General features: G+C 65.8%; 14 protein-coding genes. 8 read left to right on the top strand and 6 right to left on the bottom strand.

Features of this window, described 5'->3' with window-relative positions; translation table 11 throughout:
• Positions 1-14: 14 nt before the first annotated feature.
• From ASE64_RS12375 to ASE64_RS12385, 3 genes are read left to right on the top strand one after another with little or no spacing between them, the layout of a single operon-like run.
• Positions 15-1,526 carry an SDR family oxidoreductase gene (locus tag ASE64_RS12375; protein WP_055780906.1) on the top strand — a complete coding sequence of 504 codons (1,512 nt, stop codon included), beginning with the start codon at positions 15-17 and terminating at the stop codon, positions 1,524-1,526.
• Between the two features lie 45 nt (positions 1,527-1,571).
• Entirely contained in the window at positions 1,572-2,147 is a 576-nt protein-coding gene (locus tag ASE64_RS12380; protein ID WP_055781994.1) for a GDSL-type esterase/lipase family protein, read from the top strand.
• A 27-nt stretch (positions 2,148-2,174) separates the two neighbouring features.
• Complete coding sequence (locus tag ASE64_RS12385; RefSeq protein WP_082466255.1) at positions 2,175-3,656, top strand: flavin monoamine oxidase family protein; 1,482 nt, start codon at positions 2,175-2,177, stop codon at positions 3,654-3,656.
• Here ASE64_RS12385 and ASE64_RS12390 read toward each other — a convergent pair.
• The 5 genes from ASE64_RS12390 to ASE64_RS12410 all read right to left on the bottom strand — a co-directional run bounded on the left by ASE64_RS12390 (position 3,632) and on the right by ASE64_RS12410 (position 7,953).
• Positions 3,632-4,249 (bottom strand): Pr6Pr family membrane protein, encoded by a 618-nt coding sequence (locus ASE64_RS12390; protein ID WP_055853580.1) that lies wholly within the window; start codon positions 4,247-4,249, stop codon positions 3,632-3,634. The genes ASE64_RS12385 and ASE64_RS12390 overlap by 25 nt on opposite strands.
• Positions 4,250-4,311: 62 nt before the next feature.
• Positions 4,312-5,670 (bottom strand): M20/M25/M40 family metallo-hydrolase, encoded by a 1,359-nt coding sequence (locus ASE64_RS12395; protein ID WP_055780915.1) that lies wholly within the window; start codon positions 5,668-5,670, stop codon positions 4,312-4,314.
• Positions 5,671-5,679: 9 nt separating this feature from the next.
• Entirely contained in the window at positions 5,680-6,633 is a 954-nt protein-coding gene (locus tag ASE64_RS12400) for a carbohydrate kinase family protein (protein WP_162234571.1), read from the bottom strand.
• Positions 6,626-7,537 (bottom strand): pseudouridine-5'-phosphate glycosidase, encoded by a 912-nt coding sequence (locus tag ASE64_RS12405; protein WP_055780921.1) that lies wholly within the window; start codon positions 7,535-7,537, stop codon positions 6,626-6,628. The genes ASE64_RS12400 and ASE64_RS12405 overlap by 8 nt, the downstream gene beginning before the upstream one ends.
• Before the next feature lie 8 nt (positions 7,538-7,545).
• On the bottom strand, positions 7,546-7,953 hold the full coding sequence (locus tag ASE64_RS12410) for a hypothetical protein (RefSeq protein ID WP_055780923.1): 408 nt from the start codon (positions 7,951-7,953) through the stop codon (positions 7,546-7,548).
• Positions 7,954-8,032: 79 nt separating this feature from the next.
• Here ASE64_RS12410 and ASE64_RS12415 point away from each other — a divergent pair, with 79 nt between their 5' ends.
• From ASE64_RS12415 to ASE64_RS12425, 3 genes are all read left to right on the top strand, one after another.
• A complete protein-coding gene (locus ASE64_RS12415) occupies positions 8,033-9,043 on the top strand; it encodes an epimerase (protein WP_055780925.1) in 1,011 nt (336 codons plus the stop codon).
• A gap of 12 nt (positions 9,044-9,055) precedes the next feature.
• Positions 9,056-9,412: a DUF6804 family protein gene (locus tag ASE64_RS12420; protein WP_055780927.1), complete on the top strand. Its 357-nt coding sequence runs from the start codon at positions 9,056-9,058 to the stop codon at positions 9,410-9,412.
• A gap of 210 nt (positions 9,413-9,622) precedes the next feature.
• The gene (locus ASE64_RS12425) at positions 9,623-11,743 is read left to right on the top strand and encodes a DEAD/DEAH box helicase (protein ID WP_055780929.1); all 2,121 of its coding nucleotides are present in this window, start codon (positions 9,623-9,625) and stop codon (positions 11,741-11,743) included.
• A 42-nt stretch (positions 11,744-11,785) separates the two neighbouring features.
• Here the strand turns inward: ASE64_RS12425 and ASE64_RS12430 are convergent, their stop codons facing one another.
• Positions 11,786-12,832: a glutathione S-transferase family protein gene (locus tag ASE64_RS12430; protein ID WP_055780930.1), complete on the bottom strand. Its 1,047-nt coding sequence runs from the start codon at positions 12,830-12,832 to the stop codon at positions 11,786-11,788.
• A gap of 66 nt (positions 12,833-12,898) precedes the next feature.
• Between ASE64_RS12430 and ASE64_RS12435 the strand changes: the two genes are divergently transcribed.
• Together ASE64_RS12435 and ASE64_RS12440 are read left to right on the top strand one after the other, a co-directional pair.
• Positions 12,899-14,032, top strand: coding sequence for a magnesium and cobalt transport protein CorA (locus ASE64_RS12435; protein WP_055780932.1), 1,134 nt, complete (start codon positions 12,899-12,901; stop codon positions 14,030-14,032).
• A 94-nt stretch (positions 14,033-14,126) separates the two neighbouring features.
• Positions 14,127-15,749, top strand: a complete 1,623-nt coding sequence (locus tag ASE64_RS12440; protein WP_055780935.1) for a stealth family protein — start codon at positions 14,127-14,129, stop codon at positions 15,747-15,749.
• Positions 15,750-15,795: the final 46 nt, after the last annotated feature.

A 15,795-nucleotide genomic window follows, 5' to 3' on the forward strand; every position in this document is an offset into this window, starting at 1 on the left:
CGTAGCGTGAGGGAATGGAAAAAGCTGCGCAGTCTCGTGTTCTCGTCACCGGTGCGACAGGATACGTCGGCGGTCGCCTCGTTCCCCGTCTGATCGACGCCGGATTCCTGGTGCGCGTTCTGGTGCGCGATCCGGTCAAGCTCACAGACGTGCCCTGGGCGTCGGAGGTCGAGATCGTCACGGGCGATCTCGACGATGCGAGCACGCTGCCCGCGGCCATGGAAGGCGTCGAGGTTCTCTACTATCTCGTGCACTCGATGGGCAAGCCCGGTCATTTCCGGGAACAAGAGGAAGCGGCTGCCGGCAATGTCGCGAAGGCGGCGAAGGACGCGGGTGTGAAGCGCATCGTGTACCTCGGGGGCCTGCACCCCGACAACGGTCGCCTCTCCGAGCATCTGGAGAGCCGGAAGCGCGTCGGAGACATCCTCCTCGCCTCCGGCGTACCCACGGTCGCGCTGCAAGCAGGGGTCATCATCGGATCGGGTTCGACATCATTCGAGATGGTGCGCCACCTCACCGACGTCCTTCCGTACATGCCCGCTCCGCGGTGGGTCCGCAATCGCATTCAGCCCATCGCGATCCGCGACGTGCTCTACTATCTGGTCCACTCGGCGACCGTGCCGTCCGATGTCAATCGCACCTTCGACATCGGCGGGCCCGATGTCCTGCGCTACGGGCAGATGATGAACGGTTACGCGCTCGAGGCCGGATTGAAACAGCGCCCGATCGCCGCGCTGCCCGTGATGACACCGTGGCTGGCGTCGCAGTGGGTGAACCTCGTCACACCGATCCCGCGCGCTCTCGCCGTGCCCATCATCGCCTCATTGCAATTCGACTGCGTCGCTCACGAAGACGACATCCGCACCCTCATTCCCGATCCCGATGGGGGGCTCACCTCCTACAGACGCGCCGTGCGGCTTGCTCTGGAGAAGGTCAAGACGGGAGCGGTCGAGACCAGCTGGCAGAACGCGGTCGTGCTTGGCGCGGCCAGCGACCCGCTGCCGTCGGACCCAGACTGGGCAGGCCACACCGTCTTTCTCGACATCAAGCAGCGTACGAGCAGCGCGGCCCCGTCTGAGCTGTGGAAGGTGATCGAGGGCATCGGCGGCGAGAATGGCTGGTATTCCTTCCCGCTCGCCTGGGCGGCGCGTGGATGGATGGACAAGCTCGTCGGTGGAGTAGGCCTGCGTCGCGGGCGCAGAAGCGCGACAGAGCTCCACAATGGCGACGCGCTCGACTTCTGGCGGGTGGAGAGCATCGAACGAGGTTCGCTTCTCAGACTTCGGGCGGAGATGAAGGTTCCCGGCCTCGCCTGGCTCGAGATGCGGGCGACCCCCGCGAAAGACGGAGCGGGCTCGATCTACGACCAGAGGGCCGTCTTCTTTCCCCGCGGCCTTGGCGGGCGCCTCTATTGGTTCTCGATCCTCCCCTTCCACGGCGTCATTTTCACGGGAATGGCGAACCGCATCACCGCTGCGGCGGAGAAGGCGACGGCGGCCAAGCCGGAGCCGACACCCTCGTCGTGAATCGACCGCCGCGTATCATGGCACGTGAGCACTAACGGAGGCATGATGACTGATAAGCCCGTGACCGCATTCGTCGGAGACAGCATTACCGCCGCAGGAGCCTGGCAGGACTGGTTCTCAGAGGTCGATGCGCGCAATTTCGGAGTCGACGGAGACACTACTGACGGATTGCTCGAGCGGCTGGACGCCGTCATCGAGGCCGACCCCCAGACGATCGTGCTGCTTATCGGCACGAACGATCTGGCCGAGCGCCGAAGCATCGAGCGCATCGTTCGAAACATCGAGAGCGCGCTCGTTCGTCTGCACCAGGAGCTGCCGGATTCCCGGATCCTCCTGCAGTCCGTTCTGCCTCGTGGGCGGGAGTTCGCCGAGAACGTGAGGGCGATCAATCGCCACATCTGGCAGTTTGCGGCGACCCAGCGGGTGCACTACCTCGACCTGTGGCCGGCGCTTGCCGATGCCGATGGCGAGTTAAATTCGGACTTCAGCGAGGACCGACTCCATCTGAACGCGGCCGGGTACGATGTCTGGCTGTCCGAGCTGCGTCCCGCGCTCGAGAGAGTCAATGACCTTCCCCCCATGTCACGCCCGATCAGGCTGCCCGACCTCTCTGCGCAGTGACGCGCCACCAGCGCCGGAGCACCAGACATGAGCGTTGACCGTCGTACCTTTCTCGTGGGCGCGGCCACCGGTGCGGCCGTGCTCGCCCTCTCGGCGTGCGTCGGTCCGCCGCGTCCCGCGCCGACTTCGGCGACGCCCACCCCGGTGCCGACTCCGGGCACGATACCGACGCCAAATGGGTTCATCCGGTCGAACTGGGCATCCGACCCCTTCTCCTTGGGAAGCACCAGCTATATCCCCGCGGGCTCGTCGCCGGATTCGCGGGAGACCCTGGCCGAGAGCGTCTCCGACCGCATCTTCTTCGCCGGCGAGGCGACGAGCAGCGATTTCCCCGGCACCATGAACGGTGCCCAGACCTCGGGTGAGCGAGCGGCCGCAGACGTGCTGCGCCAGGCATCCGAGGGTGAGCGAATCGGCATCGTCGGAGCGGGACTCGCAGGGGCGGCCGCGGCCAAGGCGCTCGTCGCCGCGGGTTACGAGGTCGTCGTCTTCGAGGGGCGCGATCGCGTCGGCGGTCGGGTGGATGCTCATGGCCCCGGAGACTGGCCGTTGGCCGTCGATCTCGGTCCGAGCTTCGTTCGCGGCGTCGACTCGTCGACCCTCGTTGATCAGCTCGGAGACGTCGACGTCGACACGGTGCCCGTCGACGCCACATCGCGGGTCCAGCTCACTCCCGCATCCGAAACTGTCCCCGACAACGCGGTGGGCCGCGACGCGGTCGACGCCGCTGTCACCTGGGGAGCGGCTCAGTCGCGAGACCCGAGTCTTCGAGAATCGCTTGCTGGGGCGAACGGAACGTCCGTCGACGTGTCGGTGGACGAGATCGGCGTCAGCCCGGCGGCTCGCGTCGCGGAGTATGTGGACAGAACAGTCGTGACGACGCTCGGCGCGGATGCTGACGAGCTCTCGACCTGGTACGGACTCGACGATGCGGACAAGGGCCAGGGAGGCGATGCCTTTGTGGTCGGTTCGGCTCAACAGGTGATCGTCGATGCGCTCGACGGTGCTGATGTCGCTCTCTCGACGCCGGTGCGGGAGGTATCGCTCGGTGACGACGCCGTGCGCCTGAAGATGGCCACGGGGGAGTCCATCCGGGTCGATCGGGTGATCGTGACCGTGCCGATCGGCGTTCTGCAGTCAGATTCGATCACGTTCGATCCGCCGCTTCCGTTCAGCCACAGGACGGCCATCGCCGCCCTCGGGTCAGGCGCGGTCGAGAAGGTGTGGCTGCGCTATGACACACCGTTCTGGACGCAGGAGGCAGCTTTCTGGAGTCTCGTCGTTGACGCGCCGGCGCCGTCGGATTCGACTCCGACCCCTTCGGCCACGGCTTCGGCCATGGCAGCCCCGATGATCACCCAGTGGATCAACCTCATGCCCCTCACGGGCGACGCGGTACTGATCGGCCTGGTCGGTGGCAGCGCCGCCCGGGCTTTCGCCGATCTCGGCGACGACGAAGTGCGGGACATCGCCCTGGCCAGTCTTCAGCCCTTCGTGCCGACGACGTGACCACGACGTCGCGTCAGCGCTATCAGCCCCGCCGCTAGCCCGACGATGACGAGGAGGATCGCTCCCGAGTAGGCGGCGAACTCGAGCGGTCCGGACACCTGACCGGGATCGAGGAAGAAGTAGGGATACCAGCCCACGATCGAGCCGCGGATCATCGTGAAACCGCCCCACACGAGGGGATAGATGAGCACCAGCCACACGCGGCGCCACGGGATCTTCGTGCGGCCCGGGGCGAAGATCCAGTCGATGATCACGTACGACGGGATCCAGAAGTGCAGGAGCTGGCTCGACCACGGAACCACGATGCGGTAGTTGTAGTCTCCCGCCTGGCTGACGATGAGCCCGAAGACGATTCCGGAGATGATCGTGAAGGTGGCCGTGAGCATCCGTGCCGTCATGAGCCAGCCCGGGTCGGTCGAGCGTCTGAACGAGAGCCACGCTCCTATACCCAGCACCACGACGCCGGCGGCGTTGCTCTGATTCGTGAAGTAGGTGAAGTAGTTGACCGTCGAGAAGCTGCTGAAGCCGAGGATGTACTGAAAGTCGCCGACCAGGGCGACGACGCCGACGATCGCCACCAAGGCACGCGCCACCCCGAAGGCCGTGCGTGTTTTCGTCTGGCCGCTGACCGGCCTCGTACGCAACCGCACGCCGACTAGAGTCGCTCGATCAGGGTTCTGTAGAACCGTATTCCCGACAAGAACGTGCTGACATGCATGCGTTCATCGATGGCGTGCAGAGTGGCGCGTTCTGCGGAGGACATCTCGAACGGTGTGAAGCGATAGACGTGCGAGCTGATGCTGGTGAAGTGGCGGGCGTCGCTCGCGCCGAGCATGACGTAGGGCGAGACGATGGCGCGAGGATAGACGGCCGAGATCGTCTCCGAGAGGAGTTGCCACATCGCTCCTGTCGACGGCGACACGGGGGACGGTTCGCTCGGAGTGCTCGCCTCGATCACCACGAGAGGATCTCGGACGACACGTCTGATGTGTCTCAGCGTCGCGGCGACCGAGGAACCGATCGCGATGCGGGTGTTGACCACCGCGACGGCACGTTCGGCCAGAGCGTTGGCCGAGTCACTCGCACGAAGCTGGGTGACCGCGGCGGTGGTTCTGATCATGGCGTTCGTCTCATCGCTGAGACGTGCGAAGAGCGCGATGAGGGGAAGCCGAAGCGTGTCGGCCCGGGTGAAGACGAAACGGAGAAGGGGAGTCGAGTGGGCGCCGATGGTTCGGATCATCTCGATGGTGGGAGCCGGGATCGACGCGGGGAAGGGCCGTCTCTCGAGGCGGACAAGCGCCCTGGCGAGTCTCGCCGTGGCCGTCAGACGCGGGGGAGTCGAGGCATGGCCGCCCGACTGCTCGACCGTCAGGGTGATGTTGGCCATGCCCTTCTCGCTCACGCCCACCACAGCGGTCGGTCGGCTCACGCCGGGGAACACCTTCTCGACGACGGCACCGCCCTCGTCGAGTACGAGTCGCGGGTGCACGCCTCGATGCTCGAGTTCGCGCACGAGGGCCGCTGCCCCTGATCCGGCCGTCTCCTCGTTGTGGCCGAAGCTGAGGTAGACATCGTGCTCGGGAACGAAACCGGCCCCCAGAAGGCTTTCTACGGCTTCGAGGATCGCGGCGACCGCCCCCTTGTCGTCGAGGGTTCCCCGCCCCCAGATGATCCGGTCGGCCCCGCTGCCGGTCACGACCGCGTCGAACGGTGGATGCGTCCAGCCGGTCGCATCGTCGGCCGCGACGACGTCGTAGTGAGCCATCAGAACGGTCTCGTCACCGGGCGATCGGCCGTGCCAGCGGAACAGGAGCGCGTACCCGTCGACGATGTCGAGCGAGAGGGCGGCATGAACCCGCGGGTAGAGGAGAGCGAGCGTCGAGGTGAATTCGTCGAACCGCGACCACTCGATCAGCGACTCGTCGAGGCGAGAGACAGTGGGGATCCGGATCAACGTCTGCAGGTGGTCGAGTGCCAGCGCATCGCTGTGCCGTGCGGCCGCCTCTTCTTCCACACCACGACTTTACGCGGTGGGGCTTGGCCTGGCCCCAACGACGGCGACGGCGCGGGCTGCCGTGTCGAGACCGCGTGACACGGCTCGCTCGAGCACGTCGCGATCTCGGACGGGTTCGTGCAGCACGACAGAGAGGAAGGAGGCGCAGAACGCGTCTCCGGCACCGGTGGTGTCGACAGCACGCGTGGCCTTGCTCGGAGCCGACAGACGGATGCCGTCGTTCGTTCCCAGAACGACGCCGTCACGGCCGAGGGTGAGGGCGACGAGCGGAAAACGCTCGACCAGAGACTCGACGATGGAGGGCGGATCGGACCGACCGGTGAGCGCCCGACCCTCGTCGAGATTCGGAACGACGATGTCCGCCTCGCCGATGGCCTCGAGAAAGCGATCGCGGCCGAAGTCGGCGATGAAACCGGCCGATCCCGGATCGACGCTCACCGTGACATCCGCGTCGTGTGCACGACGGATGAGGTCGGGAAAGTCTGCCGTTCGTGCGTGCCGGAAGATCGAATACCCGGTGAAATGCAGGTGGTGAGCCCGCGCCAGACGTTCGGGACCGATGTCGCGCGGCGAGAGGGCGGCATTCGCTCCCCTCTGGGTCAGCATGGTCCGGGCTCCGTCGGCGGAGACGATCACGACGATCGCACCGGTCGGCAGATCTGGTTCACCGAGAAGGTGAGGACTGACCCGGGCCTCGACGAGGAGAGCGCGATGACGCTCGAGATCTGTGACGTGCACCCGGCCGACGAAGTCGACATGACAGCCCGCCCACGCAAGCCACGCCGCGGAATTCGCGGCAGATCCGCCCGCCGTGCGGACGATGCGGGCAGGGGTATCTGTGTCGGGCCGGATATCACCCGACGGCGTGACGATGATGTCGTCGATCACGTCGCCGAACACGACGACGCGGGGCGAGCCAGCCGAGACGGGCGTTGCGCCGAGCTCACTCACCACTTCACGCACGCACGCTCCACGCTGTCGCGATCTCGGCAGCGAGACGCACGTTGTTGCGTGCGATGTCGAGGTTCACCTCAAGGCTCTTGCCACCCGAAGCATCGACGATGTAGCCGAGGAGGAACGGCGTGACGGCCTTGCCATGCACTCCCGCTGCCTCGGCGGCCGCGAAGGCCTGTTCGAGAATACGGTCGTGCTCCTCGGGATCCCACTGCTGATGCGCGGGAATGGGGTTCGCGACCACGATTCCCTGACCATGCCCCAGCGCATCCTGGCTGCGCATGACCTGCGCGATCTCGGTCGCGGAGTCGACCGACCAGTCGATGGTGTGGCCCGACTCGCGCAACCAGAAGCTCGGAAAGTTCGTCGTCCGATATCCGATGACGGGAACTGAGAGCGTCTCGAGTCGCTCGAGCGTTGCCGCGATGTCGAGGACGCTCTTCACCCCGGCGGAGACGACGGCGACGGGCGAGATGGCCAGAGCGGAGAGATCAGCCGATTCGTCGAAGGTCTGCCCTGCGCCGCGGTGTACTCCGCCGAGCCCGCCCGTGGCGAAGACCCGAACGCCGGCCTTGCCGGCGAGATAGGCCGTCGCAGCCACCGTGGTGGCGCCACTGATCTGCTTGGCAGCGAGGATGGGCAGGTCGCGCACGCTCGCTTTCGCCATGTCCTCCGATGCGATCCGTTCTACACCCTCGGCGTCGAGGCCGATGCGAGGGATGCCATCGAGGACGGCGATCGTTGCCGGCGTGACGCCCTGCGCGAGGAGGATCTCCTCGAACTCACGAGCAGCCTCGAGGTTGCGCGGACGCGGCAGGCCGTGCGAGATGATCGTCGATTCGAGCGCGACGACAGGGCGTCCGTCGGCCAGCGCATCGGCGACCGCGGGAGAGACCCGGAAGGGCGTCGTCATGCCCAGAGTCAGCCGAGTCGCTCGCGGAGGGCGGCGACGGGGTCGGCGGCCTGGAGGACACCGGGCCCGAATCGGAGCACGGTGACCGTGTGGGAGACAGGGCCGGCGCCCGCGGAGAGACGGGTCGCGATCGTCGCCCGCTCCCAGATGAGGATGGCCTCCTGCGCCAACTGAACCGTCAGGGCGAGCGGTTGCGTGTTGCCCACACGCTGAGCCGGCAGCGAGTAGCCGCCCAAGGCCGCGAGGGAATCGTAGATATCGGACACCTCTCGCTGCGGCAACGGAGCCGACGCCTGAGGCTGGAAGACGGCGACGAAGAGACGGGCCGCGAGTTCGACGGGGTCGGCGTTCCAGACGCCTTCGGGGCCGGAGAAGAGGGCGGGCGAGGGGGCGCCGAAGGGCACAGGTGAGGTCATAAGGAAAACTTAGCGCCGCGGCCGGTCTCGAACAATCGACATGGCCATGAAAGTCGGGCACGTCGACCAGACTGGATGTATGACTCCCGCTTCGCCAGACCCGCTCTCCACCCGTCGCGCCGTTCTTGCCGGTGCCAGCGGTTTCATCGGGGGAGTGCTGCGACAGGAGCTCCTGGCTGAGGGATACGAGGTCACACTCGTCGGCCGGTCGGCGCCGGCCGTCTCCTGGCACGACACGGCGGCGATCGATGCCGCCATCGACGGCGCGGCGCTGGTCATCAACCTCGCCGGAAAGAGCGTGAACTGCCGGTATACAGCGAAGAACAGGTATGAGATCCGGCGATCCCGTGTCGATACCACCCGCATTCTGCGCGACTCCATCTCACGCGTCGCGTCGCCGCCGCCGCTGTGGCTCAATTCGAGCACGGCCACCATCTACCGGCACGCTGAGGATCGGCCGCAGACCGAGTCCGACGGCGAGATCGGCACGGGCTTCTCCGTATCGATCGCCACAGACTGGGAGGACGAGTTCTTCGCTGGCGAGCTTCCCCAGACGAGGCGGGTGGCCCTGAGGATGGCGATCGTGCTTGGCCGCGGCGGCGCACTGACACCACTCATCCGCGTCGCCCGGCTCGGACTGGGCGGAACGCAGCACGACGGGTGGTGGTTCCGCTCTCTCTTCGGTTCGGCCGCCCGGCGCCGCGCTGGCGTCTGGCACGAGAAACGGGGCACCGAGGGCCTCCAGAAATTCAGCTGGGTGCACGTCGACGACGTCGTCGCGATCGTGCGGTTCATCCGTGACCGACCGAATATCGACGGCGTCGTCAACGTCTCTGCCCCGGAGCCGAGCGACAACAGGCGGCTGATGGCTCTGCTTCGGCGCAACGTCGGTGCGCCGGTCGGGCTGCCGGCCTACAGATGGATGCTCGAGGTCGCCATGTCGGTGCTGCGGACAGAGACCGAGCTCATCCTGAAGAGCAGATGGGTCGTGCCCGAGCGGCTACAGAACGCTGGTTACGTCTTTCAACACAGCACTCTGGAGCACGCGTTGGACGACCTCGCGCGACCGGCGCCCACGGCGACACGTTAAGCTGTCGGCACGATGTCGCAGCGCTATCCGAACCCCTCTTTCGCCCGTCTCGCGCTCGCGCCCGGACTTCTCGCGGCCATCCTGCTGCTCGCAGGAGTCGCCCTGATAGACAGCGAATGGTTCACGATCTTCCGATACGCGGTCAGCATTCTCGCCGCCATCATCGGTGTCTTCGCGTTCCAGGCCAAGCAGTGGTGGTGGCTGCCTGCTCTGGCCGCCATCGTCGTTCTCTGGAACCCGATCGTGCCGCTCGAGCTCGAGCTGTTCGTCTGGCAGATCCTGCACCTCGCGGCTGCGGTGGTCTTTGTTGCCGCCGGTCTCTTGATCAAAGTGCCCCAGACGCCCGAGAGGCCGATCACCCGCCGTTGAGTCGACCTCGGCGCGTGCGCGGCGCGCGGTGACGTAGACTGTCTGCAGGCCGGGCCGCTTCGCTCTCCCCGTCGACCGTGACAATGTCATGTTGCTCGACGCCTACTCCCGGCCCGCACGACCGCACCGATCCCGGCCAGGGATCGTTATTCGGCATCGTCGTCCACAGAGGGAGCACGGACGGCGGGGCCCACACTCCACAGGAGGAGCATGTCTCGATCCGGCGGACGCCGATCATCCAAGAGCGTCGACAACACCGGCCTCATCCCGATCCTCGCGCGCAAGGTGCGCGAGGTCGAAGCGGCTGCGCAGCGCGGAAAGGTGGCGCCGTCGAACCGCACCAAGTTCCTCGTCGTGGCCCTTCTGGCGAGGGAGGAACGCATTTCGGTGCGCAACAACCCCGATCTTTCCGACACCGACCGCGCGGAGCAGATCAAACGCCTCGACGGTATCGGATCGATTCTCGCCAAGACGGCGGCGCGTGACACGTCGCTGATCACGCTCCTCGAGAACGACGCGCCCATCTCGCCGGTCGCACAGAAGCTGCGGCGCCAGTATCTCGAAGAAGCCGGTATCGACGTACCCGAGGAGGTCGTCGAAGCTCCCAAGCAGACCACCATGCTTCCTCCCGAGCTCGCTGAGCGGCAGGTCATTCCGCAGTCGGTCAAGGCACGCCAGCTGGCCAACCCGTTCCTCGCCCCCGATTTCTCTTCTGCCTCGACGCAGAAGCACTCGTCGCACGGCAGGCTCTCGAACTGGGAGCTGCTCGGACCCCTCTTCCGCGCCTTCGAATACGGTGCGGGCGGACAGGTTGCGAGCATGGACCTTCCCGAGGCGCCCCGGATAGACAGGCTCTCGCCCCCCGGGCAAGAACTCATGCGTCACCAGGCCCGATTCGTGGCGAGCGTGGCCCAGGGCCACCGTTCCTTCCTCCTCGCCGACGAACCCGGTCTCGGAAAGACGGCCCAATCTCTGCTCGCCGCATCCGTCGCGGACGCCTACCCGCTGCTCGCGGTCGTGCCGAACGTCGTGAAGATGAACTGGGCACGCGAGGTAGAACTGTGGACTCCCCACCGTCGTGCAACGGTCATTCACGGCGACGGAGCGGGTCTCGACGCCTTCGCCGATGTCGTGATCGTGAACTACGAGGTACTCGACAGGCACCTGGCCTGGCTGAGCACACTTGGGTTCCGCGGCATGGTGGTCGACGAGGCGCACTTCATCAAGAACCTGTCGTCGCAGCGGTCGAAGCACGTGCTCGCCCTGGCCGAACGCATCCGGTCGCAGGCGCCGGGAGGAAGCCCTCTGATGATGGCCCTCACGGGAACGCCGCTGATCAATGACATCGACGACTTCCGTGCCATCTGGCAGCTCCTGGGGTGGATCGACGGAACCAAGCCCACGCCGGACCTCATGGAGAAGCTCGAAGAGACCGGGCTCACTCCCGCCGACTTCGGATTCTTCTCTGAGGCACGCGAGGCGGTCATCGACATGGGAATCGTGCGTCGCCGCAAACTCGACGTGGCCGCCGACCTGCCGGCCAAGAGGATCGTCGACCTTCCCGTCGAGCTCGACGACGATCTGGGGCGCTCGATCCGCGAGGCGGAGGCCGAGTTGGGTCGCCGGCTCGTCACGCGCTACACGCGGCTGCTCGCCGCCCGCACAAAGTCAGATCCGGATGCCGAGGTCTCGACAGAGAACCTGATGCGCGCGGTCGCACGTCAGGAGGTCGAGGAGTCGAAGGCACAGGGCGGAAGCGGAGACAACGTCTTCACCATGGTTCGCCTCATCGGTCAGGCCAAAGCGTCGCTCGCAGCCGACTACACGGCCCAGCTCGCCCGATCGGTGGGCAAGGTCGTGTTCTTCGCCAAGCACATCGACGTCATGGACCAGGCGGAGGAGGCCTTCGCGAAGGCCGGGTTGCAGACGGTCTCCATCCGCGGTGATCAGTCTGCGCTGCACCGGCAGAAGGAGATCGATGCGTTCAACAACGATCCTGCGGTGTCCGTCGCTGTCTGTTCGCTGACCGCCGCCGGAGTCGGGCTCAATCTCCAGGCCGCATCGAACGTGGTGCTCGCCGAATTGTCATGGACGGCTGCCGAGCAGACGCAGGCGATCGACCGCGTGCACCGCATCGGCCAGGAGGAACCGGTGACGGCCTGGCGGATCGTGGCCGCGCAGACGATCGACGCGAAGATCGCCGAGCTCATCGACAGCAAACAGGGCCTCGCGGCCCGTGCACTCGACGGCAGCGACGAAGAGGTGTCGTCGGGCGACAGTGTTCAGTTGGATGCTCTCGTGCACCTTCTCGAGCAGGCGCTGGACGCCTAGGTCGACGGTCCGCGCCTGCTCGATTCTTTGGGTACGTGCGGATCAGACCAGATCCGGCACTCTCTCTGCCGCTGGCGGGGGAGGCGGCGGCGTACCGTCACCGAATGGACGCCCGCCTCGGATCTCGCGACCTGACGGTTCGAGCCAGCCCGTCGCATCCGGACCAACCGGCACGATCTGGGTGGGATTCAGATCGGTGTGCACGATGTAGTAGTGCTGTTTGATCTGCTCGAAATCGATGGTGTCGCCGAACCCGGGCGTCTGGAACAGGTCGCGCGCGTAAGCCCAGAGGACGGGCATCTCGGTGAGCTTCTGCCGGTTCGTCTTGAAGTGCCCGTGGTACACGGCGTCGAAGCGCACGAGCGTGGTGAACAGGCGGATGTCGGCCTCGGTGATCGTGTCGCCCACGAGGTACCGTCTCGTGCTCAGTCGCTCGGTGAGCCAGTCGAGCCGGTCGAAGAGCGTGCGATACGCGCGCTCGTACGATTTCTGCGACCCGGCGAAACCGCAGCGGTAGACGCCGTTGTTCACGTCGGAGAAGACCACCGAGTTGATCTCGTCGATCTCGGCTCTGAGGTGCTCCGGGTAGAGCTGCGGTGCGCCCTCACGATGAAAGGCAGTCCACTCCAGGGCGAAATCGATGGTGATCTGCGGGTAGTCGTTCGTGACGACCTGGCCGCTCGAGACCTCGACGAGCGCGGGAACGGTGATGCCGCGCGGGTAGTCGGGAAAACGAGCCAGGAACGCGTCCTGCAGACGGGGGATCCGCAGCACGGGGTCGAGACCGTCGGGATCGAGATCGAAACTCCAGCTGCGTTTGTCGTGCACGGGGCCCGCGATGCCGAGAGAGATGGCGTTCTCGAGACCGAGGAGTCTGCGCGAGATGACGGCGCGATTGGCCCAGGGGCAGCCGCGGGCCACGATCAGCCTGTAGCGGTCGGACTCGACCGGCCACAGCAGACGGCCCTCGGCGTCGCGGCCCGATTCCGTCGTGAACGCCGTGATGCGATCATCGATGTAATTGGTGTCTCGGGTGAATTCGGAGCCGGCTGTCACGTAGGAGCCGGCGGTGCTCAGGTCGTCGTTCATGTCTCGTTCACATCCATGTGTCAAGGTTAACCGCCCAAATCCCGGGCGCGTCCAGAAGAGGTGACGATGAAGAAGCCCAGCGTGTCCCAGGCCCTCCGGGCGATGTCGTCGCTGCGTCCTGGCGCGCACCCCCACACGCCGTCGGTCGCTACGGTCGAGATCGCTCCCTCGGCCCGGCACAGCAGCACAGTCGACAACGCCGTGTACGCCGACGGTCGTCGGGTTCTCTCTCCGACCAGCCTCGAGGACACGCTGTCGGGCTGCGCCCGTTTCACCGACTCGATGGCGTGGATCGGCCTCTACCGACCGAACGAGGCGGAGCTGGCCGCGATCCAGAAGGAATTCGACCTGCACCCCCTCGCCGTAGAGGACGCGATCGGCGCGCATCAGCGCCCCAAGCTCGAGCGCTACGGCGACACCCTCTTCGTGGTGCTCAGGGCGGCCAACTACTCCGATGAGCGAGAGGAGGTCGACTTCGGCGAACTGCATCTCTTCGTCGGGCCCAACTTCGTCGTGTCGGTGCGACACAGCGAGTCGCCCGACCTCGCGGTCGTGCGCCAGCGCATGGAGGCCGAACCCGAGCTCCTCGCGCTCGGGCCCGTGGCGGTGCTCTACGGCATCCTCGACGCTGTCGTCGACCAGTACCTGCCCGTCGTGTCCGGCCTCGAGAACGACATCGACGAGATCGAGGCACAGGTGTTCGCCGGTGACGCCGAGGTGTCGAGGCGCATCTACGAGCTCTCGCAGGAGGTGCTCGACTTCCAGCGTGCCACCCTGCCGCTGGTCGGCATGCTCGAGACCCTCCGTGCAGGCTTCGACGCGTTCGAGACCAACCTCGAGCTGCGCCGCGCGCTGCGTGACGTGGCCGACCACACCGCGGTCGTGAACGACCGCATCGAGGGATTCCGCGGCACGCTCCGAGAGATCCTCGCCGTGAACGCGACCCTCGTGGCCCAGCGCCAGAACGAAGATATGAAAGTGCTCGCCGAGGCGAGCAACCGCCAGAACGAGGAGGTGAAGAAGATCTCCGCCTGGGCCGCTATCTTCTTCGCGCCGACGGTGATCGCGGGCATCTACGGTATGAACTTCGATGCCATGCCCGAACTGCACTGGCAATACGGGTACCCCGTCGCCATCGGCGTGATGCTGGTCGCCATGACAGGCCTCTACGTCATGTTCCGACGCCGGGGCTGGCTCTAGCAACGCAGAGCGTCCGAAGTCGCGGGCGCGCGATATAATAACTGAAGCGAAAACTGGGGCCTCCCCGTACTGCTCGGAAAGGCTTGATATCTACTTGTCCGGAAGCTCTGCAACTCACAACATCGACATCGACGAAGGTGTCGAGGCTTTCACCCCCGAAGAGCTCTTCACAGCAGCTACGGGTGTTCATGGCGCACCTCGCTCGTGGCCCGAGGTACATGGTCGGCCCGACGTCATCGTCAAGAAGGGTCTCGCGACCCTCATCAACACCTCGCTAACACCGCACCAGGCCCTCGTCGAGGATCTGCTCTTCATTCGCGACGCGTTCATCGCGGGTGGCATCGATTTCGTTCTCGTGCGCGGCAACGACGAACGCCCTGTGCTCGTGGTCGACGCACCCTTGCGCCGACGGGTCGAGAAAGCTCTCGCCGTCGCCTGCGCCGACGAGCCGTTCTATTCGCGTACGGTCGGTGGTCGACGACGACCCCCCGTCCTGCTCGGCGACGGCCTGCTCTCAGAGAAGCGCTCAGCGATGATCTTCCGGTTGTTCCGGCCGAGGCTCGAGCCCCTGGGCGGTCTCAGCTACGGGTCTTCGACCGGTATCGAATTGCAGTTCTGGAGTATCGAGGGCGACCACTACGTGTGTCCGGTCGAGAACTCGCTCACCCGACGCGAGCTACCACTGGTCGAGGCCATTCCTGCGACGGTCGAGCTGTACGGCCGCAGCTGGGACACCTTCCAGGGCATGTTCGAACCGCATGCCACCGATGTCACCTTCGATATAGACCTGGTCTTCTCGTGGGTCGACGGCAACGACATCGAATACCAGAAGGCCCGAGCCGCTCGCATGGAGGGCGTCGTCGTCGGCGAGGGAGACGAGGCCGACGCCCGCTACCGCCAGGTCGACGAGTTGAAGTACGCCCTCAGGTCGGTGTACCTCTTCGCACCATGGGTGCGAAACATCTTCATCGCTACCGATTCGCCGCGTCCCGCCTGGCTCGACGAGCACCCCCGAGTGCAGCTGATGCGAAGCGAACAGTTCTTCGCCGACCCGTCGGTGCTGCCCACGCACAACTCGCAGGCCGTCGAGAGCCAATTGCACAACATCCCGGGCCTCAGCGAGCACTTCCTCTACTCGAACGACGACATGTTCTTCGGTCGCCCCGTTCCGCCGTCGATGTTCTTCTCCTCCGGCGGCGTGACCAAGTTCATCGAGGCTACGACGCGCATCGGTCTGGGGTTCAGCGATCCCAGCCGTAGCGGATTCGAGAACTCGGCCAGGGTGAACCGCGATCTGCTTCTGAAGAAGTTCGGTCACGTCATCACGCGCCACCTCGAGCACACGCCCGCTCCGCTGCGAAAAAGCGTCATCGAACTCCTCGAGTCGGACTTTCCCGAGGAGTTCCGGCGCACAGCGGCCAGCCGATTCCGTTCTAAGTCGGACATCTCGGTCACCAACTCGCTGTACCACTACTACGCTCTGCTCGAGGGCCGTGCCGTCACGCAGGAAGACGCGAAGGTGCTCTATGTGGACACCACGCTCAAGAGTGGCCTCGGCCGCCTTCCGGCTCTGCTTCGTCGGCGCCAGTTCGACCTGTTCTGTCTCAACGACGGCAGTTTTCCCGAGGTGCCCGCCGATGAGCGTGCCGAGCTGATGGTCGACTTCCTCGAGAAGTACTTCCCGATCCCAGCGCCGTGGGAGAAGACGTCTAGCTGAGGCGCCGACGCCTGACGCACCGGCACCTGACGCACACGAACCGGAG

This window comes from Agreia sp. Leaf210, from assembly GCF_001421485.1.
In the GTDB taxonomy this organism is placed as follows: domain Bacteria; phylum Actinomycetota; class Actinomycetes; order Actinomycetales; family Microbacteriaceae; genus Agreia.